Genomic DNA, 25,944 nt, shown 5'->3' on the forward strand with positions numbered 1-25,944 from the left:
GCCAGTCAATCCAGTAACTAGACTAATCGGGATACCCCGGCGCTGCGTGTACTGCACCTGTCGCTACCGACAATCGGATTCTTCTGGGCGAAGCAGGTGTGCGGCGCCCCTGTCGCGCGCCTGGAAGGCCTGTTCCGGCATCCCGCGGCGCCCTTGCAGCGGCCACTTCCCAGCGACCCACGATGCCTCCAAACGCCCGTGCCAGAGCCCTCTGCTCTCAAGGCCGCAGGGCGCTTGCGCATGCTTGCGCGCCGGGCCGTTGGCGGGACCATTCCGGGTGCCCGAGGCGAACCGGCCAATGGCTGCACGCAGCTGTCCGGCATGATCTAAGCTCCACAAAGGCTGGCCTTTCGAGCAGAGGTTTTCAATGCAAAGCACACCTGAAAACAGTCTGAAAAATGCGTTGAAGGTCTGTCGAGACAGCTTTGTTTTCGTCGGTTTTTTCAGTTTCTTCATCAATGCGCTGATGCTGGTCCCGACCTTCTACATGCTCCAAGTGTATGGGCGGGTGATGACCAGCGGCAGCCTGACCACCCTGGCCATGCTGACGCTGATCATGACCGGGCTGGTGATCACCCTCGGCTCCCTGGAATGGGTGCGTTCGCGCATCATGGTGCGGGTCAGTACCCGGCTGGATGTGCTGCTCGGTCGTCAGGTCTACAAGGCCAGTTTCAAGCGGGCCCTGGACAGTGGCGGCATGGATGCCTCGGCCCAGTCGCTCAACGACCTGACGGGCTTGCGGCAGTTTCTTTCCAGCAGCGGCCTGTTCGCCTTTTTCGACGCCCCCTGGTTGCCGATCTATATCGCGGTGATGTTCCTGTTCCACCCCTGGTTCGGCTGGGTCGCGACGGGCAGCGCGCTGTTGTTGATAGTGCTCGCCTTCGTCAACGAGAAGCTCACGGGGCCGGTGTTGGCCCAGGCCAACAAGGAGTACATCGGCGCGACCCTCCATACCACCAAGAACCTGCGCAACGCCGAAGTCATCGAGTCCATGGGCATGCTGGAAACCCTGATGGATCGCTGGGGGCGCCGGCAAAGAAGCGTTCTGCTGCTGCAATCGCTGGCGAGCGACCGGGGCGGCATGGTCACGACGCTTTCGCGGACTTTCCGCCTGCTGGTGCAATCGCTGGTGCTCGGCCTGGGGGCTTACCTGGCGGTGGACCATCAGGTGGGGGCCGGCCTGGTGTTCGCCGGGGCCGTGCTGCTGGGGCGGGCACTGGCGCCCATCGACCTGATGATCGGCAGCTGGAAGGGCTTTATCGCGGCCCGTTCGCAGTACAACCGCCTGAACGACATCCTCGGCAAACAGCAGGCGCAACCCGAGCGCCTGTCCTTGCCCGCGCCCGAGGGCAACGTGCAGGTCGAGAACCTGATTGTCGCGGCACCTGGTTCGAAAACCCCGATCCTCAAGAACATCAGCTTCAGCGTACCGGCCGGTTGCGTGGTGGGCATCATCGGCCCGAGCGCCTCGGGCAAGTCGACCCTGGCCCGGGCGCTGATCGGCGTCTGGCCGCCGCAGCATGGGGTGGTCCGGCTGGATGGCGCGGACATCAGCACCTGGGACAAGCATGAGCTTGGCCCGTATATCGGTTACCTGCCCCAGGACATCGAGCTGTTCGAGGGCAGCATCGGCGAGAACATTGCCCGCTTCGCCGAGATCGATTCGGCGAAGGTTATCCAGGCCGCCAGGACCGCTGGCGTCCACGAAATGATCCTGCTGTTGCCCGATGGCTACGACACCGTCATCGGCAGCGAGGGCGTCATGCTCTCGGCAGGGCAGCGCCAGCGCATCGGGCTGGCCCGCGCGCTGTACGGCAACCCGCGGCTGATCATTCTCGACGAACCCAATTCCAATCTCGACGAGGTCGGCGATCGCGCGCTGGCGGCCGCCATCCAGCAGATCAAGCACACCGGCGCGACCCTGTTCGTGATTACCCACCGCACCAACATCGTGTCGCAACTCGACCGGCTGCTGGTGATGAAAGCCGGGATGGTCGGCCTCTACGGGCCGCGCGAGGAAGTGCTGGCCGAACTCAGCGGGCAGCAACCGCCGGTCCCGAAACATGCCGGGCCAGTGCCGGTGGTGACCAACGTGGCGTCGATCGATGCCCGTAAGGACGATGGCGGTGAATCCTATGCCTGATCGTCAAATCGAAAGCTCCTCCGACCTGCCGGTATCCGATCGCAAGGCCCACCGCCTGGGCATGGGGATTGTCGGCGTGACCTTCGGCCTGTTCGGCACCTGGGCGGCGCTCGCGCCCCTGGATGGCGCCGCTTACGCGCCGGGGGTGGTCACCGTGCAGACTTACCGCAAGACGGTCCAGCACCTGGAAGGCGGCATCGTCAAATCGGTGTTGGCCCACGATGGCGACATCGTCAAGCAAGATGATCCGCTGATCATCCTCGACGATGCCCAGCTGCGCTCCGAATACGAGGCGACCCAAGGCCTGCTGGTCGCGGCCAGGGCCATGGAGTCGAGGCTGATTGCCGAGCGCGACGGGTTGCCGGCGATCGACTTTGGGGCGATGCCCGAATCCGCCAGTGTGCGAGGAGAGGAAGCGCGCCAGGGCGAGACCCAGGTATTCAACGCGCGGCGCGGCTCGCGGCTGGGCCAGATCTCGGTGCTGCGCGAGCGCATCGGCCAATTGCACCAGCAGATCAAGGGCCTGGAGTCGATGATCGCGGTCAAGGTGCGCCTGGAGAAATCCTACAGCGGTGAAATCGGTGAGTTGACCGAGTTGCTCAAGGAAGGGTTCGTCGACAAGCAACGCCTGCTCGAGCAGGACCGCAAGCTGGGGATGCTCAGGTCGGAGGTGGCCGATCACCGTTCCACCATCGACAAGACCCGCCTGCAGATCAACGAAACGCAGTTGCAGATTCTTCAGGTCGACAAGGATTTCAATTCCGACGTGGCCAAGCAACTGGCCGAGGTGCAGACCAAGATCTACGACCTGCAAGAGAAGAACTCGGCCCTGGAAGACCGCCTCAGCCGCATCGTCATCCGTGCCCCCGACGCGGGCATGGTGATCGGCATGACGGTGCACACCATCGGCGGTGTCGTGCGTTCGGCGACGCCCTTGCTGGACATCGTGCCATCCGTCTCCGAGCTGATCATAGAGGCCCAGGTGGCGCCGGTGGACATCGACCGCATCGGCATCGGCAAGCGCGCCGATATCCGTTTCGGCGCGTTCAACAGCTCGACCACGCCAGTGATCGAAGGCGAGGTCAGCAGCGTCTCGGCCGACCGCCTGACCAACGAAAAGACCGGGACCGCCTATTACCTGGCGCGGGTCCGGGTCACCGAGCACGGGGTGCGCACCTTGGGTGAGCGCAAGTTGTTGCCGGGGATGCCGGCGGACGTGTTGATCATCACCGGGCAACGCACGCTGTTGCAGTACCTGATGCAGCCGGCCCGGGATGTGATGTCTCAATCAATGATCGAGGAGTGACCGTGGGAGCGCCGTCAGTTCTGCTAGGGAGTGCATTCATGCTGGCAGCGGGGGCCGCCTTGGCGCAAACCGCTGCGGTAACGTCGACCGGGGTCAGCGCCTCGACCTATTCCACCGACCTCATGCAGTTGTATCGCGAGGCGCGGCTGGAGGATCCACAGGTCCTGGCGTCTTTTGCGCAAGCGCAGGCCGGCAAGGAGCATCAACGCGAGGCGCTGGGGGCGCTGTTGCCGCAACTGTCGCTGAATGCCGGGACGAACCGGATCCACCAGGAAAACGACCTGATACAGGAGCGCAGTTTCGATAGCGAAAGCTACAGCCTGGTGCTGCGCCAGTACCTCTACAACAAGGCCGCGTGGGAGAACTACCAGAAGTTCAAGAGCCTGGCCAAGCAGTCTGAATCCGAAGCGTTGGATACCCAGGCCGAGGCCGCGGTGGAACTGGCGCGGCGCTACTTCACCGCGCTGGCGGCCGAGGATGAGCTGGAGCTGGTGCGGGCGGAGCGGCGAACCACGCAAAAGAGCCTGGACCGGGTCAATGCGCTGTACGAAAAGCAGATGGCAATGGTTACCGACCAGCTCGACCTCAAGGCCCGGGTGGACCTGCTCGCGGCCCAGGAGCTGGATGCCCGCAACCAGGCCCGCATCAGTCGCGAGGCGCTGGCGGAAATCGTCGGCCGGCCGGTCAAGGAGAAGCTCAACCGGATTCGCAACGACGCGCAACTGCGGGTTTCGGCGCAGAGCCTGGAGTCCTGGGTACGCGATGGCATGGAGCTGAACCCGACGCTCAAGGCCAGCGAGAGCGGCGCCGAAGCCGCCAACGCAGCGTTGCGCAGTGGCAAGGGCGGGCACTATCCGACGGTGAGCCTGAACCTCAGCGCGCAACAGACCAACGAGGGTTACAACAATACCCTGGCGCCACGCACCGACAGCTATGTCGCCGGCATCGGCGTCCAGGTGCCGCTGTACAGCGGCGGCTCGACCTCGGCGCGGGTCCGTGGGCTCTACCAGGACCAACTGGTCGCCGAGCAGCAGCTGGAAGCGATCCGGCGCCGGGTGGTCAAGGAGATCACCAGCGCCTACCTGACCGCCAATTCGAACGGCGAGAAGATCGACGCCAGCCGTTCGGCCCTGGCCTCGGCCCAGCTGTCCCGGGTGGCGGCGGAGAAGGGGCTGAGCTACGGCATGGTCAACGCCGTCGATGTACTGGCCAGCGTGCGCAACGAGTTCCGCGCCCGGCGCGACCTGCTCAAGACGCAATACGAGTTCCTCAGCAACGTCTTCAGCCTCAATCGCTGGGCGGGCAAACCGCCGGTGGAAAGTGTCGAGAATGTGAATGCCTGGCTCAGTCCCGGTAGCGCCGGCCAGGCCATGGGCGTTGGCATCGAGGACCAGGAGTAGACACCGGGACAGTGGTGTCCCGGCTGGCCAATCACTTCTGTGGGGGATCGGCGTCGAGCCGCTGGTTTCATGGCACTGCCGGCTTCGTCGATAAATTGACGCCCTTAATAAACACTGACTTATCCGCGCGCCACTCGTCTGTTAATTGACGAGCCTGGTTGGATCCGAGTCTGCCCGCAGGTCCCCCGCAGCGAGCCTAAGACCTTGATTTGCAGGGGGCAGGGCGCCTCGGGGGAGCATCGACCACGTGACCCGCACCCGGCCTGAGTCGAAGACCGACGGATGGGTTGGCAGGCAGCACAGTGGGCTGGCCTAGACTCAATTGAGGGCTCGCGGATGCCCTGCAGCACATGCAAACTATTGATAGTTATTCTTATTTATGTGGTTTCAATAGCTTTGCCCGGCTTCGGGAAACCTCCGCAACATCTGCCTGTACCCCGGGTCGCCAAGACCCGGGTGGGCACTTCCAGAGCCTGTCGGCGCTCGCATCCGTCCTTCAAGAGCGAGTGGCCGATCAAGGAAGGCCAACGCGTATGAAGGTCATCGTTTTTCAAGGGGAGGCAGAAAGATCATGCCAGACCAAAAAAAAACGATACGCGTGATGCTGATCGATTGCCGCCCCCTCGTGCTCATGGGTCTTCATGATTTGATCAATGCGAGGAAGCCCCGGATGGAGGTGAGTGGCCAGGCCACCACCTACACCAATGCGCTGGACCTTGCCGATCAGCTGCGTCCCAATGTGATTTTTTTCAGTTTCTTTCCGGATGCGTTGAACCCCCTGGAGGTGGTCGCAGGGCTGACCCGCCGCCCGGATATCAAGCTGCTGGTGCTCAAGGGCCTGTACGAATCCGTCCCGGTTGCCCAGGCGATCGAGGCGGGCGCGCGTGGCATCGTGCTGGCGGAAGACCCGACGGAATCGATCGTCCGGGCCATCATCAAGGTCCACCATTACGACGTCGGACTGGACAGAGCCTGGTCCGGTGGGCTTTCCGGCTATGCCGCGACCCGGCATATACCCATGCGATGCAACCTGGAGCAGGCGAAACAGGCGCGGCTGACGCTGCGCGAGAGGGAGCTGATTCGCGCCATCGTCGGCGACCCGTCCGCCAAGTACATGAGCATCGCCGAGCACCTGGGCATCAGTGAACACACCGTGCATAACCACCTCAGCAACATCTATCAGAAGCTCAACCTGATCAACCGCATCGACTTGCTGATGTATGCGCTCAAGCACGGGCTCACCGATGACGAAGAGCCGCCTGACTCGACGTGGGTGGAACTGGAATGAGTTGATCAAGACAAGGCAGCCCGGTGGCTGTCCTTGTCGCTGTCCTTGTCGTCGTCGACCTGGGGGCCCAGGCCGAGGGCGATGCCGTGCTCATTGTTTCCTGCCCCGTGAATGCGCTGGCATGCCGCCGCGTTCTTTGCGCTGCCTGGGCGTTTGTCGCGGATGAGGATGAGAGTAGGGGAATTCCGGGCGGTAGCGGCAAAAAAAGCGAGGGTGGTTTCCAGGCCACCCTCGCTTTTATTCGCATGCGCGAGGTTTCAGACGCTGCCCATTACGATATCGGTATTGAGCAGATCGACCCCGACCAGGGTAATGGTCGTTATCTGCCCACCGGTCTCGGCCACCGTGACGATGCTGTCGGCGCCGGCGTTGTTGATCGACTGCACGACCGCGCCCGCATCACCAATGAGCACCACCGCATCGCGCTGGCCTGCGCCGGCATCGAAGCCGCTGACCTGGTACTGGTTCTCGGCCACCGACAGGTCGATGTTGAACGCATCACGCTCACCCGTGGTGCCCACCAGCCTGAAGTCGAAGAGGGCGTCGGCCGGGTCGTTGGCGAACAGGTTGGCGTCGAACGCGCTGGTCGCGGTGTCGCCATCCTTGTCCGTCACCGTCGCGTTGAACGCCAGCTTGACGTCGCTGGCCAGGCTCTCGGTCTCATGGGTGAACAGGATCGTCGGGATCTTGATCTCGCCCCGGGCCATCGTCAGCTGGACCGCATCGATCAGCGATGTGGCCGATTGCTCGACGGTGAAGGACACCTGCCCACCGGCCTCTGGCGTCAGGGTGTTGACCTCGATCAGGTTGGAGAAGGTGCCATCTTCGTAGAAGACCCTGTAGTACAGGTCCTCGGTGGCCGTGTTGTAGCCGCCCACGGAGTTGTCGATAAACACCTTCATGCTCGTCAGCAGGCTTTCCGGGTTGACCACGAAGCTTTCATCGGCCGCGCCGATCGCCGCCAGGTTGTCGCCCTGGAGCAGGTTGTTGGCGATGCCGATACCCGCCGTACTGACGTTCAAGGCTGCCGAGCCGATGAACGATGGCAGCGGGTTGGTCTGCAGTTGCGCTTCGGTAGGGTCGGGGGCCCCGACCCCGATGCCGGTCTGGATGCTGTTCGCGCCGCTAGCGGGAGCCAGCGGGTTGGCGCCGAAGAACACGATGTCCTCGGTGCCGATCGTCAGCGTGCGCACGGGGTCCGGGCCACCGGCATCCAGCGCGCCATCGGCACTGCTGAGGACAATGACCGAACGGAAGCCTTCCTCCAGGTCCAGGGCATAGGTGCCGTTGGCATAGGCGCTCAGCGTGTAGTGCACGGTGGTATCCGCCGTGGCCGCGTTGTTGTCGAAGTCACCGGTCAAGGTGCCCGCGAACTGATACGCGCCATTGGCGTCCGGTGACGGCGACTGCTCGACCAGCGTACCGGTGCCGGTGGTGGTCGTATCGTCCGGCCGGACCAGGGTGAACTGGCCGTTCACCAGCGAGATATCCAGGCCGGCTGCATTCAGCCCGTCGGCGCCAGTCCCCAGGTTCCAGTAGCCTTGTTGCGCCTGGTCGGTCCCCGTGCCGATCAGGTTGCCGAAGGCCAGGGTTGGCGTGTCGTCATCGACGGTGATCACCAGTTTGTCGGCCGCGGCGGTCACGGTGTCGCCATCCTTGTCGGTAGCCTGCAGCAGGGTGCCCAGGTTGAGGACGAGGTCGTTCTCATCGTTGCCCGTCGCGTGATCCAGTGGCTGGAGCAGGGTGAAGGTGTAGGCACCCGCTACCGTCAGGCTCAGGGTGAACACGTCAGTCGCGCCGGCCTTGGCGGTCAGAGTGTTGCCCAGGACGCTGTAGGTCAGTGCCACGCCACCGGAGCTCAGGGCTGGCAAGCCGCTGGTGTTACTCGACAAGGAGTAGCTCAGCGGTACGTCGGCCCCGGACTGGAAGATACCGGTCACACTGCCGCTGGCGACGGTGGCTTCACCGGCCACGTCGCCGATACCACCGGCGATGCCATTGGCCAGGCCGTCTTCATCGACGGTGCCGGTCACGGCGGCTCCATTGGCGGTTGGGGTGTCGTCATCGACGGTAATCACCAGTTTCTCGGCGGCGGCCGTCACTGTGTCACCGTCCTTATCGGTGGCTTGCAGCAAGGTACCCAGGTTGAGGGTGATGTCGTTCTCGTCATTGCCGGCTGGATGATCCAGTGGCTGCAGCAAGGTGAAGCTGTAGGCACCGGCGGCACTGAGGCTGAAGGTGAATACATCGACGGCACCGGCTTTGGCGGTCAGGGTATCGCCAGCGACGCTATAGACCAGCGCGACTCCACCCGAACTCAGGGCTGGCAGGCCGCTGGTATCGCTCGACAAGGAGTAAGTCAGCGGTACATCGGCACCGGACTGGAAGATGCCGGTGACGCTACCGCTGGCCGTCGTTGCTTCGCCAGGCACGTCGCCAACACCACCGGCGATGCCATTGGCCAGGCCATCTTCATCGACGGTTCCGGCCTCGGCGGCCCCGGCCGCCGTTGGCGTATCGTCATCGACGGTAATCACCAGTTTCTCGGCGGCGGCCGTCACCGTGTCACCGTCCTTGTCGGTAGCTTGCAGCAGCGTGCCGAGGTTAAGGGTGATGTCGTTTTCATCATTGCCGGCTGGATGATCCAGCGGCTGCAGCAGGCTGAAGCTGTAGGCACCCGCGGCGCTAAGGCTGAAGGTGAAGACATCGACGGCGCCCGCCTTGGCGGTCAGGGTGTCGCCTACCACGCTATACACCAGCGCCACGCCGCCCGAACTCAATGCCGGCAAGCCACTGGTGTCACTCGACAAGCTATAGGTCAGTGGCACGTCGGCCCCGGACTGGAAGATACCGGTAACGCTACCGCTGGCAGTCGTTGCTTCGCCCGCTACGTCGCCCACACCACCGGCAATACCATTGGCCAAGCCGTCTTCGTCGACGGTACCAGCCTCGGCGGCTCCGGCTGCGGTTGGTGTGTCGTCATCGATGGTAATCACCAGTTTCTCGGCGGCGGCCGTCACCGTGTCACCGTCCTTGTCGGTAGCTTGCAGCAGCGTGCCGAGGTTAAGGGTGATGTCGTTTTCATCATTGCCCGCTGGATGATCCAGCGGCTGCAGCAGGCTGAAGCTGTAGGCACCCGCGGCGCTAAGGCTGAAGGTGAATACATCGACTGCACCAGCCTTGGCGGTCAGGGTGTCGCCGGCAACGCTGTAGACCAGCGCCACGCCGCCCGAGCTCAGCGCTGGCAAGCCGCTGGTGTCGCTCGACAGGGAGTAAGTCAGCGGTACATCGGCGCCGGACTGGAAGATCGCCGTGACGCTGCCGCTGGCCGTCGTGGCTTCGCCCGCTACGTCGCCGACACCGCCGGCAATACCATTGGCCAGGCCATCTTCATCGACAGTACCGGCCTCGGCATTTCCATTGGCGGTTGGCGTATCGTCATCGACGGTAATCACCAGCTTCTCGGCGGCAGCCGTTACCGTGTCACCGTCCTTGTCGGTAGCTTGCAGCAGCGTGCCGAGGTTAAGGGTGATGTCGTTTTCATCATTGCCCGCTGGATGATCCAGCGGCTGCAGCAGGCTGAAGCTGTAGGCACCCGCGGCGCTAAGGCTGAAGGTGAATACATCGACTGCACCAGCCTTGGCGGTCAGGGTGTCGCCGGCAACGCTGTAGACCAGCGCCACGCCGCCCGAGCTCAGCGCTGGCAAGCCGCTGGTGTCGCTCGACAGGGAGTAAGTCAGCGGTACATCGGCGCCGGACTGGAAGATCGCCGTGACGCTGCCGCTGGCCGTCGTGGCTTCGCCCGCTACGTCGCCGACACCGCCGGCAATACCATTGGCCAGGCCATCTTCATCGACAGTACCGGCCTCGGCATTTCCATTGGCGGTTGGCGTATCGTCATCGACGGTAATCACCAGCTTCTCGGCGGCAGCCGTTACCGTGTCGCCATCGTTATCCGTGGCCTGGAGTATCGTGCCCAGATTGATGGTGATGTCGTTTTCATCGTTACCGGCCGGGTGATCCAGCGGCTGCAGCAGGGTGAAGCTGTAGGCACCGGCGGCACTGAGGCTGAAGGTGAACACATCGACGGCGCCCGCCTTGGCAGTCAGGGTGTCACCCGCGACGCTATAGATCAGCGCCACTCCACCCGAACTCAGGGCTGGCAGGCCGCTGGTATCACTCGACAAGCTATAGCTCAGTGGTACATCGGCACCGGACTGGAAGATACCGGTAACGCTACCGCTGGCCGTGATGGCTTCGCCCGCTACGTCGCCGACACCGCCGGCAATGCCATTGGCCAATCCGTCTTCATCGACAGTACCGGCCTCGGCGGCTCCGGCCGCCGTTGGCGTGTCGTCATCGACGGTAATCACCAGCTTCTCGGCCGCGGCGGTTACTGTGTCGCCATCCTTGTCGGTGGCTTGCAGCATCGCGCCCAGGTTAAGGGTGATGTCGTTTTCATCGTCGCCCGCTGGATGGTCCAGCGGTTGCAGCAGGGTAAAGCTATAGGCGCCCGCGGCGCTGAGGCTGAAGGTAAACACATCGACCGCGCCGGCCTTGGCGGTCAGGGTGTCGCCGGCAACGCTGTAGACCAGCGCCACGCCGCCCGAGCTCAGCGCTGGCAAGCCGCTGGTGTCGCTCGACAGGGAGTAAGTCAGCGGTACATCGGCGCCGGACTGGAAGATCGCCGTGACGCTGCCGCTGGCCGTCGTGGCTTCGCCCGCTACGTCGCCGACACCGCCGGCAATGCCATTGGCCAGGCCATCTTCATCGACAGTACCGGCCTCGGCGGCTCCGGCCGCCGTTGGCGTATCGTCATCGATGGTGATCACCAGTTTCTCGGCGGCGGCCGTCACCGTGTCACCGTCCTTATCCGTGGCTTGCAGCAGGCTACCCAGGTTGAGGGTGATGTCGTTTTCATCGTTACCGGCTGGATGATCCAGAGGCTGCAGCAGGGTAAAGCTATAGGCGCCCGCCGCGCTGAGGCTGAAGGTGAATACATCGATTGCACCGGCTTTGGCAGTCAGGGTGTCGCCAGCGACGCTATAGACCAGTGCCACTCCACCCGAACTCAGGGCTGGCAGGCCGCTGGTATCGCTCGACAAGCTAAAGCTCAGCGGCACATCGACGCCGGACTGGAAGATCCCGGTCACGCTGCCGCTGGCCGTGGTGGCTTCGCCAGGCACGTCGCCGACCCCGCCGGCAATGCCATTGGCCAGGCCGTCCTCATCGACGGTGCCAGCCGCAGGGGTACCGGCCGCTGCCGGCCCATCGTCCTCGAAGATCATCTGCGAGCCGATTTCGGCGGTGCTGGTAGAGGCTTGGCGCAGGGTGAAACCACCGATATCGAAATCGGCGTGGTCATCGCCCCTGGCATCGGTGGCTGCCCCGTTCTCGACCAGCACGCGGTTGTGATCCGCGGTGGTGGTGTATTCAATCTGGTAGCCGGCCTTGACGCCGGTGATGGTTGCCACGCCGCCGGAAAAGCTGATGGCAATGCTCGGATCATTCACCGAACCGTCGGAGTTCTCGATCACCAGCCCGGTGCTTTTGTTGATCACGCGAATATGGGTGATGGCCACTGACGCATCGTTCGCATAGCCATTGATGAAATTCACGCCAGGTTCGGCCGCAGTGCTGTATGCGCTGACTTTCACCATCGCCGTCTTGCCGCCTTGCAGCTGTACGACATCGAAACTGGCTGTCTTGGTATTAAAGACCGCGGTGAAGTCGATATTGGATTCCACATCCGCTTCGTTCTGGTCCAGGTTGGGCACGGTCACGTTCTGCCGGGCGCCGGTGACGAACGAAATACGAATACCTTCCTGTTCCACAATCATCTGGTTGTTGGTGCCCAGGGTGGTCGGGCCACCGCCCTGGCTGGTATTGATCGTATCGCCAGTGTTGATGTTCGCGCCGCTCGACTGGTCCGCCGGGTCCTTACCGGTGGCGATCAGCGTCGGATTGGTGATCCGCAAGACGCCACCGTCGTTGATCACCGTCGGGTTCGCCGCCGTGAACATCAGGAACAGGTTCTGCCCGGAGGGTGCATTGGCCAGGCTGAATCCCGCGTCCTGGACGGTGCTGACAAACACCTTGTTCAGCAGGTTGAGGGCATCGTCCGGGTTGCTGGCATCCGGGTGCTTGAGCGGTTGGTATTCCACGGTCCAGAGCTTGCCGCCGGATACCGGCGATCCGGTCTCTTCGATATAGGCCGCGAACACAATCGCACCGGCAGGGCCACCGGCCCGGCCCAGCAGGATGTTGTTGTCCGTATCCGTATAGAGAAGGATGCTGGTGCCATCGAGGGTATCCAGCCCGCTGTCCAGGCCATTGAGCGGTGCGCCGAGGCTGTCGGTGAACTTGATATCGCTGACGTTCGTGCCGGGCGTCAGGGTGAAGGCATTGCTGCCCGTGTCGCCCACGGTACCGGTGTAGCCACTCAAGGCGGCGTCCGTTGCGGTTCCGGCCCCAAGGGCCGTCAACCGCGTAGCGAAGGCCGAGGGCAGGGCCGCCAGCAGGATGTCATTGTCGTCAGCGTCTCCGGCGGGGCTTGGCGTCGCAGTGGCGTTCTGCAACCCGGTGGTTTCGTCCAGGGTCACGCTCGCACCGTTCACCAGGATGGACGAAGCGCTGTTCACCTGGGCAGTGCTGACGGCCAGCGTGTTGTCGCTGGAGAAAACGGGGTAGAGAGCGGTGCTGGTGTCAGCGGTCAGGTCGTTCGTGGGGGATGGGTTTTTTTTAGAAATAGTCATGACGTTCTCCCGGGCAATTCCAGTCGTCGAAGCCGCACCTGGGCCCTCTGTTGGCAGATACGACAACTATGAAGATGCGTCGCAGATTGCGCATTGGCCGATACTCCCAGGCCGGATGGGAGTTTCAGCCCATGCGGCAGGGGACGCGGGAGGCGGTAAGGCAGCGATCGCGCAAAGGCCCCCGGGGGGGCTTTGGGTTAGCCTGCGATGGGCGGCGACAGGCCTGTCGTAGAGCCGTTCGACGGGCGGCTTGAGTGTTCGGCGCGGCTCTCATGTCGGAGCTGTAGATAGGGGAGCCCAAAAAAAGCGAGGGTGGTTTCCAGGCCACCCTCGCTTGGGTTTGACGCGCCAGGTTTCAGACGCTGCCCAGCACAATATCGGTATTGAGCAGGTCGACCCCGACCAGGGTGATGGTCGTCAATTGTCCGCCGGTCTCGGCCACCGTCACGATACTGTCGGCGCCGGCGTTGTTGATCGACTGCACAGTGGCGCCCGGGTCACCAATAAGCACCACCGCATCGCGCTGGCCTGCGCCGGCATCGAAGCCTGTGACCTGGTACTGGTTCTCGGCCACCGACAGGTCGATGTTGAAGGCATCCCGCTCACCCGTGGTGCCCACCAGCCTGAAGTCGAAGAGGGCATCGGCCGGGTCGTTGGCGAACAGGTTGGCGTCGAACGCGCTGGTCGCGGTGTCGCCATCCTTGTCCGTCACCGTCGCGTTGAACGCCAGCTTGATATCGCTGGCCAGGCTCTCGGTCTCCTGAATGAACTCGATCACCGGGATCTTGATCGTACCCTTGCCCATGGTGAGCTGGACCGCATCGATCTTGTGGATGTCGTCCCACTCCAGGGTAAAGGATGTCTGGCCTCCCGCTTCCGCATGCAGGTCGGCGGCCTGCACCTTGATGGGCGCGCCCGAGGTCGTGCCGTTGTCGAAGTAGATCGTGTAGTACAGCTCTTCCGTGGCCGGGTTGTAGCCCTGCACCGAGTTGTCGATATAGACCTTCATGGCCGTCAACAGCGTCTCGGGGTTGACCACGAAGCTCTCGTCACCGGCATTGATGCCGGCGGTGGTGTTGCCCTCCAGGTTATTGTTGGCGATGCCGATACCGGACGTGCTGACGTTCAACGCCGCCGTGCCGATGAACGACGGCAGGGGGTTGGTCTGCAACTGGGCTTCGGTAGGGTCGGGCGCCCCGAGCCCGATGCCGGTCAGGATGCTGTTATCGCCGGTTTGCGGTGCCAGCGGATTGGCACCAAAGAACACCACCTCTTCGGTGCCTATCGTCAGCGTGCGCACAGGGTCCGGGCCACCGGCATCCAGCGAGCCATCGGCACTGCTGAGGACGATGACCGAACGGAAGCCTTCCTCCAGGTCCAGGGCATAGGTGCCGTTGGCGTAGGCACTCAGGGTGTAGTGGACGGTGGTATCGGCGGTGGCCGCGTTGTTGTCGAAATCACCGGTCAAGGTGCCCGCGAACTGGTAGGCGCCATTGCCATCGGGTGATGGCGACTGCTCGACCAGCGTGCCGGTGCCGATGGTGGTGGTGTCATCCGGCCGGACCAGGGTGAACTGGTTGTTCACCAGCGAAATGTCCAGGCCGGCTGCATTCAGCCCGTCGGCGCCGGCCCCCAGGTTCCAGTAGCCTTGTTGCGCCAGCTGGGTGCCGGTGCCGATCAGGTTGCCGAAGGCCAGGGTCGGGGTGTCGTCATCGACGGTGATCACCAGCTTGTCGGCCGCGGCGGTCACCGTGTCGCCGTCCTTGTCGGTGGCTTGCAGCAGCGTGCCGAGGTTGATCGTGATGTCGTTCTCGTCGTTACCGGCTGCGTGATCCAGCGGCTTGAGCAGGGTGAAGGTGTAGGCACCCGCTACCGTGAGGCTCAGGGTGAACACGTCGGTTGCGCCCGCCTTGGCGGTCAGGGTGTTGCCCAGGACGCTGTAGGCCAGTGCCACCCCGCCGGAACTCAGGGCTGGCAGGCCGCTGGTGTTACTCGACAAGCTAAAGCTCAGCGGCACGTCGGCCCCGGACTGGAAGATACCGGCCACGCTGCCGCTGGCGACAGTCGCCTCACCGGCCACATCGCCGACACCGCCGGCAATGCCATTGGCCAGGCCGTCCTCATCGACGGTGCCAGTCACCGCAGTGCCATTGGCGGTTGGCGTGTCGTCATCGACGGTGATCACCAGCTTCTCGGCGGCGGCCGTTACCGTGTCGCCATCCTTGTCCGTGACTTGCAGCAAGGTGCCGAGGTTGAGGGTGATGTCGTTTTCATCGTTGCCGGCTGGATGATCCAGAGGCTGGAGCAGGGTGAAGTTGTAGGCCCCGGCGGCACTGAGGCTGAAGGTGAACACATCGACTGCGCCCGCCTTGGCGGTGAGGGTATCCCCCAGCACGCTATAGACCAGCGCCACGCCACCGGAACTCAAGGCCGGCAGGCCGCTGGTATCGCTCGACAAGGAAAAACTCAGCAGTCCATCGGCACCGGACTGGAAGATCCCCGTCACGCTGCCGCTGGCCGTCGTTGCTTCGCCAGTCACATCGCCGATACCACCGGCAATGCCATTGGCCAGGCCGTCTTCATCGACGGTGCCGGCCTCGGCGGCTCCGGTTGCCGTTGGCGTATCGTCATCGACGGTGATCACCAGCTTCTCGGGCGCGGCCGTTACCGTGTCGCCGTCCTTGTCCGTGGCTTGCAGCAGGCTACCCAGGTTGATGGTGATGTCGTTCTCGTCATTGCCGGCTGGATGGTCCAGCGGCTGCAGCAGGGTGAAGCTATAGGCACCCGCGGCGCTGAGGCTGAAGGTGAACACATCGACTGCACCGGCCTTGGCGGTGAGGGTGTCGCCCAGGACGCTGTAGACCAGCGCCACTCCACCCGAACTCAATGCCGGCAAGCCACTGGTGTCACTGGACAAGGCATAGGTCAATGGCACGTCGGCACCGGACTGGAAGATCCCGGTGACGCTGCCGCTGGCCACGGTGGCTTCACCCGCTACATCACCGACACCGCCGGCAATACCATTGGCCAATCCGTCTTCATCGACGGTGCCGGTCACGGCGGTGCCGGTCGCGGTTGGCGTATCGTCATCGACGGTGATCACCAGTTTCTCGGCGGCGGCGGTGACCGTGTCCCCGTCCTTATCCGTGGCTTGCAGCAGGCTGCCCAGGTTGATGGTGATGTCGTTCTCGTCATTACCGGCCGCGTGATCCAGCGGCTTGAGCAGGGTGAAGCTATAGGCCCCCGCGGCGCTGAGGCTGAAGGTGAACACATCGACTGCACCGGCCTTGGCGGTCAGGGTGTCGCCTACCACGCTGTACACCAGCGCCACCCCGCCCGAACTCAGGGCTGGCAGGCCGCTGGTGTCGCTCGACAAGCTAAAGCTCAGCGGTACATCGACGCCGGACTGGAAGATCCCGGTGACGCTGCCGCTGGCCACGGTGGCCTCGCCGGCCACATCGCCGACACCGCCGGCAACGCCATTGGCCAGGCCGTCTTCATCGACGGTTCCAGCCACGGCGGTTCCGGCTGCGGCCGGCCCATCGTCCTCGAAGATCATCTGCGAGCCGATTTCGGCGGTCGTGGTGGCGGCCTGGCGCAGGACGAAGCCACCGATGTCGAAGTCGGCGTGGTCATTGCCCTTGGCGTCCAGGGCGGCGCCGTTCTCGATCAGTACGCGGTTGTGGTCCGCGGTGGTGGTGTATTCGATCTTGTAGCCGGCCTTGACGCCAGTGACGGTGGCCACCCCGCTGGCAAAGCTGATGGCAATGCTCGGATCATTCACCGAGCCGTTCGAGTTCTCGATCACTTGCCCGGTGCTGTTGTCGATGACCAGAACACTGGTGATGGCCACCGACGTATCGTTCGCATAGCCGTTGACGAAGTCCGTGCCGCTTTCAACCGCGGTGCTGAAGGCACTGATTTTTACCACCGCACTCTTGCCGCTTTGCAACTGCACCACATCGAAATTGGCGGTCTTCGCATTAAAGACCGCGGTGTAGTCGATGTTGGCTTCGACATCCGCTTCGTTCTGATCCAGATTGGGAATGGTCACGTCCTGCCGGGCGCCGGTGACGAAGGTAAAACGAATGCCTTCCTGTTCCACGATCATCTGGTTGTTGGTGCCGAAGGTGGTCGGGCCGCCTGCCTGGCTGGTGTTGATGGTGTCACCGGTGTTGATGTTGACGCCCGTCGACTCGTCGGCGGGGTCCTTGCCGGTGGCGATGATCGTCGGATCGCTGATCCGCAGGACACCCCCGTCATCGACCACCGTCGGGTTGGCTGTGGTGAACATCAGGAACAGGTTCTGCCCGGAAGGCGCATTGGCCAGGCTGAACTTCAGGTCCTGGCTGGCACCGACGAACACCTTGTTCAGCAGGTTGAGGGCATCGTCCGGGTTGCTCGCGTCCGGGTGCTTGAGCGGTTGGTATTCCACGGTCCAGAGCTTGCCGCCCGAGACCGGCGACCCGGTTTCCTCGATGTAGCCGGCGAACACGATGGCGCCGTCAGGGCCACCGGCCCGGCCCAGGACGATGTTGTTATTGTCCGTATCGGTATAGAGCAGGATGCTGGTGCCATCGAGGGTATCCAGGCCGCTGTCCAGGCCATTGAGCGGCGCGCCCAGGCTGTCGGTGAACTTGATATCGGTAATGTCCGCGCCGGGCGTCGGGTTGAGGGTGAAGGCATTGCTGCCGGTGTCACCCACGGCACCGGTGTAGCCACTCAAGGCGGCATCCGTTGCGGTACCCGCGCCAAGGGCGGTCAAGCGGGTGGCGAAGGCCGAGGGCAGGGCGGCCAGCAGAATGTCATTGTCGTCGGCGTCCCCCGCAGGGGCTGGCGTGGCCGTGGCGTTCTGCAACCCGCTGGTTTCGTCCAGGGCAACATTGACGCCGGTCGCTACCACGAGCGGGTCGCTCGTGAGGGATAGGTTTTCTTGCAGGGTGGTCATGACATTCTCCTAGGCAGTTCCAGTCGTTGGGGCCGCACTGGGCCCTCTGCTGGCAGATGCCACAACTATGGGGATGCACCGCAGAATGCGCATTGGCCGATACTCCCAGGCGGGCTGGGAGTTTCAGCCTACCTGGGCGGGGAAGCGGGATGAGGCGCAGGCGCCGTGCCCTTCAAGCCTTGCGCTGCTTGAGCGTTCGGCGCGGCAAAAAAAACGAGGGCGGTTTCCAGGCCACCCTCGTTTTGGTTTGACGCGCCAGGTTTCAGACGCTGCTCAGGACAATGTCGGTATTGAGCAGGTCGACCCCGAGCAGGGTGATGGTCGTCAGCTGTCCGCCGGTCTCGGCAATCGTCACGATGCTGTCGTTGCCGGCATTGTTGATCGACTGCACAGTGGCGCCCGGGTCACCAACCAGTACCACCGCATCGCGCTGGCCTGCTCCGGCATCGAAGCCTGTGACCTGGTACAGGTTCTCGGCCACCGACAGATCGATGTTGAAGGCATCCCGTTCACCCGTGGTGCCCACCAGCCTGAAGTCGAACAAGGCGTCGCTCGGGTCGTTGGCGAACAGGTTGGCGTCGAATGCGCTGGTTGCCGTATCGCCATCCTTGTCCGTGATCGTGGCGTTGAACGCCAGCTGGATATCGCTGGCCAGGCTCTGGGTTTCCTTGATGAACTGGATCACCGGGACCTTGATCGTGCCCTTGCCCATGGTGAGCTGGACCGCGTCGATCAGGTGGCTGCCATCCCACTGGACGGTGAAGGATTTCTGGTTTCCGGCCTCCGCGTGCAGGTCGGCGGCCTGCACCTTGATGGGCGCGCCCGAAGTCGTGCCGTTGTCGTAGTAGATCGTGTAGTACAGCTCTTCCGTGGCCGGGTCGTAGCCCTGTACCGAGTTGTCGATAAAGATCTTCATGGCCGTCAACAAGGTCTCGGGGTTGACCACGAAACTTTCGTCACCGGCATTGATGCCCGCCGTGGTGTTGCCCTCCAGGTTGTTGTTGGCGATACCGATGCCCGAGGTGCTGACGTTCATGGCCGCCGAACCGATGAACGATGGCAGCGGGTTGGTCTGCAACTGGGCTTCGGTCGGGTCGGGCGCCCCGAGCCCGATACCGGTCAGGATGCTGTTGTCGCCGGTCTGCGGTGCCAGCGGATTGGCGCCGAAGAACACCACCTCTTCGGTGCCTATCGTCAGCGTGCGTACCGGGTCCGGCCCACCGGCATCCAGCGAGCCATCGGCACTGCTGAGGACGACGATCGAACGGAAACCTTCCAGCAGGTCCAGGGCATAGGTGCCATCGGCCTTGGCGGTCAGGGTGTAATGGACAGTGGTATTCGCCGTGGCCGCATTGTTGTCGAAGTCGCCGGTCAAGGTCCCGGCGAACTGGTAGGCGCCATTGCCATCGGGTGACGGCGACTGCTCGACCAGTGTGCCGGTGCCGATGGTGGTGGTGTTATCCGGCCGGACCAGGGTGAACTGGTTGTTCACCAGCGAAATGTCCAGGCCGGCCGCGCCCAGCCCGTCGGCTCCGGCCGCCTTGTTCCAGTAGCCTTGTTGCGCCAGGTCGGTCCCGGTGCCGATCAGGTTGCCGAAGGCCAGGGTCGGCGTATCGTCATCGACGGTGATCACCAGCTTGTCGGCTGCGGCGGTCACCGTGTCGCCGTCCTTGTCCGTGGCTTGCAGCAAGGTGCCCAGGTTGAGGGTGATGTCGTTCTCGTCGTTGCCGGCTGCGTGATCCAGAGGCTTGAGCAGGGTGAAGGTGTAGGCACCCGCTACCGTCAGGCTCAGGGTGAACACGTCAGTCGCACCGGCCTTGGCGGTCAGGGTGTTGCCCAGGACGCTGTAGGCCAGCGCCACTCCGCCGGAACTCAGGGCCGGCAAGCCACTGGTGTTACTCGACAGGGAATAGCTCAGCGGCACGTCGGCACCGGACTGGAAGATCCCGGTCACGCTGCCGCTGGCGACAGTTGCCTCGCCAGCTACGTCACCGACACCCCCGGCGATGCCATTGGCCAGGCCGTCCTCGTCGACGGTGCCGGTCACGGCAGTTCCGTTGGCTGTTGGCGTGTCGTCATCGACGGTAATCACCAGTTTCTCGGCCGCGGCGGTCACCGTGTCGCCGTCCTTGTCGGTGGCTTGCAGCAGGGTGCCGAGGTTGAGGGTGATGTCGTTTTCGTTATTGCCGGCGGGGTGATCCAGGGGCTTGAGCAGGGCGAAGTTGTAGGCCCCCGCTGCGCTGAGGCTGAAGGTGAAGACATCGACGGCGCCCGCTTTGGCGGTCAGGGTGTCACCCAGCACGCTGTACACCAGTGCCACCCCGCCCGAGCTCAGGGCTGGCAGACCGCTGGTATTACTCGACAGGGAATAGCTCAGCGGCACGTCGGCCCCGGACTGGAAGATCCCGGTGACGCTGCCGCTGGCCGTGGTGGCTTCGCCAGCCACGTCGCCGACACCCCCAGCGATGCCATTGGCCAGGCCGTCTTCATCGACGGTGCCGGCTTCGGCGGTCCCGGTTGCGGTTGGCGTATCGTCATCGACGATGATCACCAGCTTCTCGGCCGCGGCGGTCACCGTGTCGCCGTCGCTGTCGGTGGCTCGCAGCAACGAGCCCAGGTTGATCGTGATGTCGTTCTCGTTATTGCCGGCCGGGTGATCCAGGGGCTTGAGCAGGGTGAAGCTGTAGGCACCGGCGGCGCTGAGGCTGAAGGTGAATACATCGACCGCGCCCGCCTTGGCGGTGAGAGTGTCGCCCAGGACGCTGTAGGTCAGCGCCACGCCACCGGAGCTCAACGCCGGCAAGCCGCTGGTGTCACTCAACAGGGTATAGCTCAGCGGCACGTCGGCCCCGGACTGGAAGATGCCACTCACGCTGCCGCTGGCGTTGGTGGCCTGACCCGCCACGTCGCCGACACCACCGGCAATACCATTGGCCAGGCCGTCTTCGTCGACGGTGCCGGTCACGGCAGTTCCGGTCGCGGTTGGCGTATCGTCATCGACGGTGATCACCAGTTTCTCGGCGGCGGCCGTCACCGTATCGCCATCCTTATCCGAGGCCCGCAGCAACGAGCCCAGATTAATCGTGATGTCGTTCTCGTCGTTGCCCGTGGCGTGATCCAGGTGCTGGAGCAGGGTAAAGCTGTAGGCACCCGCGGTGCTGAGGCTGAAGGTGAAGACATCGACGGCGCCCGCCTTGGCGGTCAGGGTGTTGCCGGCCACGCTGTAGACCAGGGCCACTCCGCCCGAACTCAATGCCGGCAGGCCGCTGGTATCGCTCGACAAGCTAAAGCTCAGCGGCACATCGACGCCGGACTGGAAGATCCCGGTCACGCTGCCACTGGCCGTGATGGCTTCGCCAGGCACGTCGCCGACACCGCCGGCCACACCGCTGGCCAGGCCGTCTTCATCGACGGTACCGGCCACGGCGGTTCCGGCTGCGGCCGGTCCATCGTCCTCGAAGATCATCTTCGAGCCGATTTCGGCAGTCGTGGTGGAGGCCTGGCGCAGGGTGAAGCCACCTATGTCGAAGTCAGCGTGGGTATTGCCCTTGGCATCGAGGGCCGCGCCGTTTTCGATCAGTACCCGGTTGTGGTCCGCGGCCGTGGTGTATTCGATCTGGTAGCCGGCCTTGACGCCGGTGATGGTAGCCACGCCACCCGTAAAGCTGATGAGGATGCTCGCATCGTTCACCGAACCGTCCGAGTTTTCGATCACCAGCCCGGTGGCGTTGTTGATCACGCGAACATTGGTGATCGCCACCACCGTATCGCCGGCATAGCCGTCGATGAAAGCCTCCCCGGATTCAGCCGCGGTGTTGAAGGCACTGATCTTGACCACGGCACTCTTGCCGCCTTGCAGCTGCACGATATCGAAATTGGCCGCCTTGGCATTGAACATCGCGGTGAAGTCGATGTTGTCTTCCTCATCGGCTTCGTTCTGGTCCAGGTTGGGAATGGTCATGTCCTGCCGGGCGCCGGTGACGAAGGTAAAACGAATGCCTTCCTGTTCCGTGATCATCTGGCTGTTGGTGCCGAAGGTGGTCGGGCCACCCGCCTGGCTGGTGTTGATGGTGTCGCCGGTGCTGATGTTGACGCCCGTCGATTGGTTGGCGGGGTCCTTGCCGGTGGCGATGATCGTCGGATCGCTGATCCGCAGGACACCGTTATCGTCGACCACTGTCGGGGTGGCCTTGCTGAACATCAGGAACAGATTCTGCCCGGAAGGCGCGTTGGCCAGGTTGAATGTCAGGTCCTGGCTGGCGCCGATAAACACCTTGTTCAGCAGGTTGAGGGCATCGTCCGGATTACTGGCGTCCGGGTGCTTGAGCGGTTGGTATTCCACGGTCCAGAGCTTGCCGCCCGAGACCGGCGACCCGGTTTCTTCGATATAGGCCGCGAACACGATTGCGCCGCCAGGACCACCGGCCCGGCCCAGCAGGATGTTGTTGTCCGTATCGGTATAGAGAAGGATGTCGATGCCATCCAGGGTATCCAGACCGCTGTCCAGGCCATTGAGCGGCGCGCCCAGGCTGTCGGTGAAGCTGATATCGATATTGGTCGCGCCGGGCGCCAGGTTGACGGTGAAGGCATTGCTGCCGGTGTTGTCCGCGGCACCGGTGTAGCCACTCAAGGCCGCGCCTGTCGCGCTACCGGCGCCGAGGGCACTCAAGCGGGCAGCGAAGGCCGAGGGCAGGGCGGCCAGCAGGATGTCATTGTCGTTGGCGTCTTCCGCGGGGCTGGTCGTGGCGGTGGCGTTCTGCAACCCGGCGGTTTCGTCGAGGGTCACGCTTGCACCGGTCGCCACGACCATCTGCGCGCTGTCCGTCAGGGCAGTGCTGGTCAGTGTGTCGTTGCTGGGGAAGACGGGGTACAGATCGGTAGGGGTATCAGCGGTCAGGTCGGTGGTGGGGGATTGGGGGGTGGTCATGACAGGCTCCTCGGCGCTTCTAGTTGTGGGGGCCGCACTTGGGCCCCTCTGCTGGCAGATGTCACAACTATGGGGAGGCCTGGGAGGTTGCGCATTGGCCGATACTCCCAGGCCGTCTGGGAGTTTCAGCCTATGCGGCGAGGGGGAAGCGCTGGCGCCTGTTGCCTTATCGGTCCTCGGCGAATGCTTCCTCGATAAAGGCCTCCAGCTCTGCCTCTTCAAGCAGCTCGATGGAAAAATGCCCGAAGCGTTTCGGTAGCCAGAGGATGCGTGTCCCGCTGGGCGACTGCAGATTGTCGCGCGACAGGGGGTTGCCGTTCTCGTCTTCCGGCTGCACACCCGCGGCCAGCAACTCGTCGTAGGCGGCCTCGATGTCCGGCGTGCAATAGCAGTGACGGTAGATCGTGCCTTTGCCGTTGCTGTCCATCAGCGCCTTGAGATTGCCGGCAAAGGGTTGCACCAGCATCAGGCGCTCCGTGCCGAACCTGACGATCGCATAACGCACATGCAAACCGTCGCGCTGCCAATCCAGGGTCCTGGAAATCCTTGCGCTGAAAATCCGGGCGTAATACCCACAGGCTTGCTCGAGGTCTTTGACCAGAACATCGACGTGGCTGAACTTTAACTTCATGAGCTCTCCTGATGAGAAAGGCAGCGGGGTGCGGCAGTGACTTTAAGATTTATCTGATTCATCTCTTGCAGTGGCCCCGCATAGAGTACTGCCCCTACGCCGATTCCCACCCCAGGGGAGGCTGCACCGCCAGTCTGAACTCAGACTGAGGAGAAACGTTTTGAAAACGCTACGACAGGTAGGGCTGCTTGCACTGACCTTGGGAAGCATCGTGGGAACTTCCGCCTATGCAGCGGATTATTGCGATAGGTCTTACTTAGTCGGCGATCCATTGAATCCGTCGATCATTGCCAGTCTTCCAGCCACTACAACCTTGAAGTACGCCGCCATTGGCAAGGTAATGGCGTCCTACCAAGTAGCGGTCGGACGCCGTTCTGGAGGATGGGCATGGTGCTCTAAGTCTGAATGGGGAATGACCGCAGTTGCTACCAGCCTTACATCGAGAAACAGTCCAGGGTTGTATGATTCTGGTGTTCCTGGGATCGGCATTCGCATTGGGCACATTAACAGTGAGGGGTGGAATACCCCTTCTTTTCCGCCTTTTACCGTTGGCAGCGTTACTTCGACCTTACTCTATTTTCCCCGTACAGTGACAATAGAGTTTGTGCGTACGGACATCGGTGTCGGAAAGGGCGAAATGCCGTCCTTCAACTACAAGACAAGTTTCTTTATCGACACTAACTACACCACTCCGGCACGAGCGGTTTATGCCATCGAAGGAACGGACCTTAAAACCAAGTTCGAACATAATGCCTTCTTCACGACTTGCTACACCACCAAGAGCAGTACCGAGGTCAAGATGGGGCGTCCCGCGGCAGAGCAAGTAAAACGCGGCTCGGTCCAGGACGTTCCATTCGCCCTGGATGTTGTGTGCGAGGGCCTCAACCCCACGGTCAAGCCACCGGTGAAGGTCTATTTCGAGGGCAACTCCGTTCGGGATGGCTTGCTGAATCTGGAGGGTGTCGGCCAGCCTGGCGTGGCCAAGGGCGTTGCCATCTCGCTGACCAACGATAAAAACGTGGCACTGCCCTTCAGCCAGGACAAGGCGGTGGCCCTGGATTGGCAATCCAGCGGCCCCGGCACCGAGATGTACCGCTTTGCCGCAAAGGCGCGCTACGTCACCACGGGCACGGAAGTCGCCGCCGGTAAAGCCGATGCAACGCTGACCTATGTACTGGAATACAACTGAGCGCATTTCTCGCCCCGGAACGCACAAAAAAAGCCACTCGCCGGAGTGGCTTTTTTATGCCCGGGATTGCTGCCCGCAGCGGAACGGTTTTGCTGCCGGACGCTTGAAGCCTCAATTTCAATAGCCTCTGCTGACGAAAAAGGCAGCAGGGTGCTGCAGCGACTTTGAGAATCCTCTGATTCATCCTTTGTAGTTGCCCCACATAAACTGCCGCCCTGCGCCGATTCCCACCAAGGGAAGCTGCAACGCCAATCTGAACTCGGACCGAGGAGAAAAGCTTTGAAAACGCTACGACAGGCGAGGCTGCTTGCACTGACCCTGGGATGCATCATGGGAACTTCCGCCTATGCAGCAGATTATTGCGATAAGCCTGACTCAGGTACACCGAACAATCCGTCGGTCATTGCCAGTCTTCCAGCCACTACAACCTTGAAGTACGCGGCCATTGGCGGGGTAATGGCGTCCTACGAGGTAGAGGTCGGACGCCGTTCTGGAGGATGGTCATGGTGCTATAAGTCTCAATATGGGTTCACCGAAGTGACTACCAGCCTTACATCGAGAGGCAGTCCAGGACTTTACGATTCTGGTGTGCCTGGGGTCGGCATTCGTATTGGGCACGTTGCCACCACTAACTGGTACACCCCCAGTTATCCACCTTTTACCAATACCGGAATATCAAATGGGTACATCCTCTATTTTTTCAATAGATTGAGCATCGAGTTTGTGCGTACAGACTTCGGTGTCGGAAAGGGGGCTATGCCTTCCTTCAACTACAAGACCAATTTTTTTATCGACACCAGTTACACCACTCCGATGCGAGCGGTTTATGCCATCGAAGGAGAAAGCCTTACCACCAAGTTCGAACATAATGCCTTCTTCACGACTTGCTACACCCCCAAGAGCAGTACCGAGGTCAAGATGGGGCGTCCCGCGGCAGAGCAAGTAAAACGCGGGTCGGTCCAGGACGTTCCCTTCGCCCTGGATGTTGTGTGCGAGGGCCTCAACCCCACGGTCAAGCCACCGGTGAAGGTCTATTTCGAGGGCAACTCCGTTCGGGATGGCTTGCTGAATCTGGAGGGTGTCGGCCAGCCTGGCGTGGCCAAGGGCGTTGCCATCTCGCTGACCAACGACAAGAACGTGGCCCTGCCATTCAGCCAGGACAAGGCGGTGGCCCTGGATTGGCAAGCCAGTGGCCCCGGCACCGAGATGTACCGCTTTGCCGCAAAGGCGCGCTATGTCCCCACAGGTACAGAAGTCGCCGCCGGCAAAGCCGATGCAACGCTGACCTATGTACTGGAATACAACTGATCGTATTTCTCGCCCCGGAACGCACAAAAAAGCCACTCGCCGGAGTGGC

General features: G+C 62.7%; 10 protein-coding genes. 6 read left to right on the top strand and 4 right to left on the bottom strand.

Features of this window, described 5'->3' with window-relative positions; all coding sequences use genetic code 11:
* Nucleotides 1–367 precede the first annotated feature (367 nt).
* The 4 genes from NRG23_RS00105 (at nt 368) to NRG23_RS00120 (ending at nt 6,137) form a co-directional block, all read left to right on the top strand.
* Nucleotides 368–2,143, top strand: a complete 1,776-nt coding sequence (locus NRG23_RS00105) for a type I secretion system permease/ATPase (protein ID WP_009049538.1) — start codon at nt 368–370, stop codon at nt 2,141–2,143.
* Nucleotides 2,136–3,449 carry an HlyD family type I secretion periplasmic adaptor subunit gene (locus tag NRG23_RS00110; protein ID WP_028682164.1) on the top strand — a complete coding sequence of 438 codons (1,314 nt, stop codon included), beginning with the start codon at nt 2,136–2,138 and terminating at the stop codon, nt 3,447–3,449. Before NRG23_RS00105 ends, NRG23_RS00110 begins: the two co-directional genes overlap by 8 nt.
* Before the next feature lie 38 nt (nt 3,450–3,487).
* Entirely contained in the window at nt 3,488–4,849 is a 1,362-nt protein-coding gene (locus tag NRG23_RS00115) for a TolC family outer membrane protein (protein ID WP_016703028.1), read from the top strand.
* Between the two features lie 571 nt (nt 4,850–5,420).
* Nucleotides 5,421–6,137, top strand: coding sequence for a response regulator transcription factor (locus tag NRG23_RS00120; RefSeq protein ID WP_029526533.1), 717 nt, complete (start codon nt 5,421–5,423; stop codon nt 6,135–6,137).
* A gap of 257 nt (nt 6,138–6,394) precedes the next feature.
* On the opposite strand, the gene NRG23_RS00125 is transcribed toward NRG23_RS00120, so the two are convergent.
* The 4 genes from NRG23_RS00125 to NRG23_RS00140 all read right to left on the bottom strand — a co-directional run bounded on the left by NRG23_RS00125 (nt 6,395) and on the right by NRG23_RS00140 (nt 23,398).
* A complete protein-coding gene (locus NRG23_RS00125) occupies nt 6,395–12,892 on the bottom strand; it encodes a DUF5801 repeats-in-toxin domain-containing protein (RefSeq protein WP_257373447.1) in 6,498 nt (2,165 codons plus the stop codon).
* A 355-nt stretch (nt 12,893–13,247) separates the two neighbouring features.
* Nucleotides 13,248–17,840 carry a DUF5801 repeats-in-toxin domain-containing protein gene (locus NRG23_RS00130; protein ID WP_257373448.1) on the bottom strand — a complete coding sequence of 1,531 codons (4,593 nt, stop codon included), beginning with the start codon at nt 17,838–17,840 and terminating at the stop codon, nt 13,248–13,250.
* Nucleotides 17,841–18,102: 262 nt separating this feature from the next.
* Nucleotides 18,103–22,767 carry a DUF5801 repeats-in-toxin domain-containing protein gene (locus NRG23_RS00135; RefSeq protein ID WP_257373449.1) on the bottom strand — a complete coding sequence of 1,555 codons (4,665 nt, stop codon included), beginning with the start codon at nt 22,765–22,767 and terminating at the stop codon, nt 18,103–18,105.
* Between the two features lie 166 nt (nt 22,768–22,933).
* Nucleotides 22,934–23,398, bottom strand: a complete 465-nt coding sequence (locus tag NRG23_RS00140; RefSeq protein WP_257373450.1) for a VOC family protein — start codon at nt 23,396–23,398, stop codon at nt 22,934–22,936.
* Nucleotides 23,399–23,558: 160 nt separating this feature from the next.
* Here NRG23_RS00140 and NRG23_RS00145 point away from each other — a divergent pair, with 160 nt between their 5' ends.
* Together NRG23_RS00145 and NRG23_RS00150 are read left to right on the top strand one after the other, a co-directional pair.
* Nucleotides 23,559–24,587, top strand: a complete 1,029-nt coding sequence (locus tag NRG23_RS00145; RefSeq protein WP_257373451.1) for a fimbrial protein — start codon at nt 23,559–23,561, stop codon at nt 24,585–24,587.
* Between the two features lie 279 nt (nt 24,588–24,866).
* Nucleotides 24,867–25,895, top strand: coding sequence for a fimbrial protein (locus NRG23_RS00150; protein WP_257373452.1), 1,029 nt, complete (start codon nt 24,867–24,869; stop codon nt 25,893–25,895).
* Nucleotides 25,896–25,944: the final 49 nt, after the last annotated feature.

It is taken from the genome of Pseudomonas sp. T8 (assembly GCF_024610635.1).
GTDB classification, from domain to species: domain Bacteria; phylum Pseudomonadota; class Gammaproteobacteria; order Pseudomonadales; family Pseudomonadaceae; genus Aquipseudomonas; species Aquipseudomonas chlororaphis_I.

Excerpts from the sequence above, each read along its gene's own strand:
- NRG23_RS00110 (WP_028682164.1), top strand. The coding sequence starts at position 2,136 with ATGCCTGATCGTCAAATCGAAAGCTCCTCCGACCTGCCGGTATCCGAT.
- NRG23_RS00140 (WP_257373450.1), bottom strand. The coding sequence starts at position 23,398 with ATGAAGTTAAAGTTCAGCCACGTCGATGTTCTGGTCAAAGACCTCGAG.
- NRG23_RS00120 (WP_029526533.1), top strand. The coding sequence starts at position 5,421 with ATGCCAGACCAAAAAAAAACGATACGCGTGATGCTGATCGATTGCCGC.
- NRG23_RS00115 (WP_016703028.1), top strand. The coding sequence starts at position 3,488 with ATGCTGGCAGCGGGGGCCGCCTTGGCGCAAACCGCTGCGGTAACGTCG.
- NRG23_RS00135 (WP_257373449.1), bottom strand. The coding sequence starts at position 22,767 with ATGACCACCCCCCAATCCCCCACCACCGACCTGACCGCTGATACCCCT.
- NRG23_RS00130 (WP_257373448.1), bottom strand. The coding sequence starts at position 17,840 with ATGACCACCCTGCAAGAAAACCTATCCCTCACGAGCGACCCGCTCGTG.
- NRG23_RS00105 (WP_009049538.1), top strand. The coding sequence starts at position 368 with ATGCAAAGCACACCTGAAAACAGTCTGAAAAATGCGTTGAAGGTCTGT.
- NRG23_RS00125 (WP_257373447.1), bottom strand. The coding sequence starts at position 12,892 with ATGACTATTTCTAAAAAAAACCCATCCCCCACGAACGACCTGACCGCT.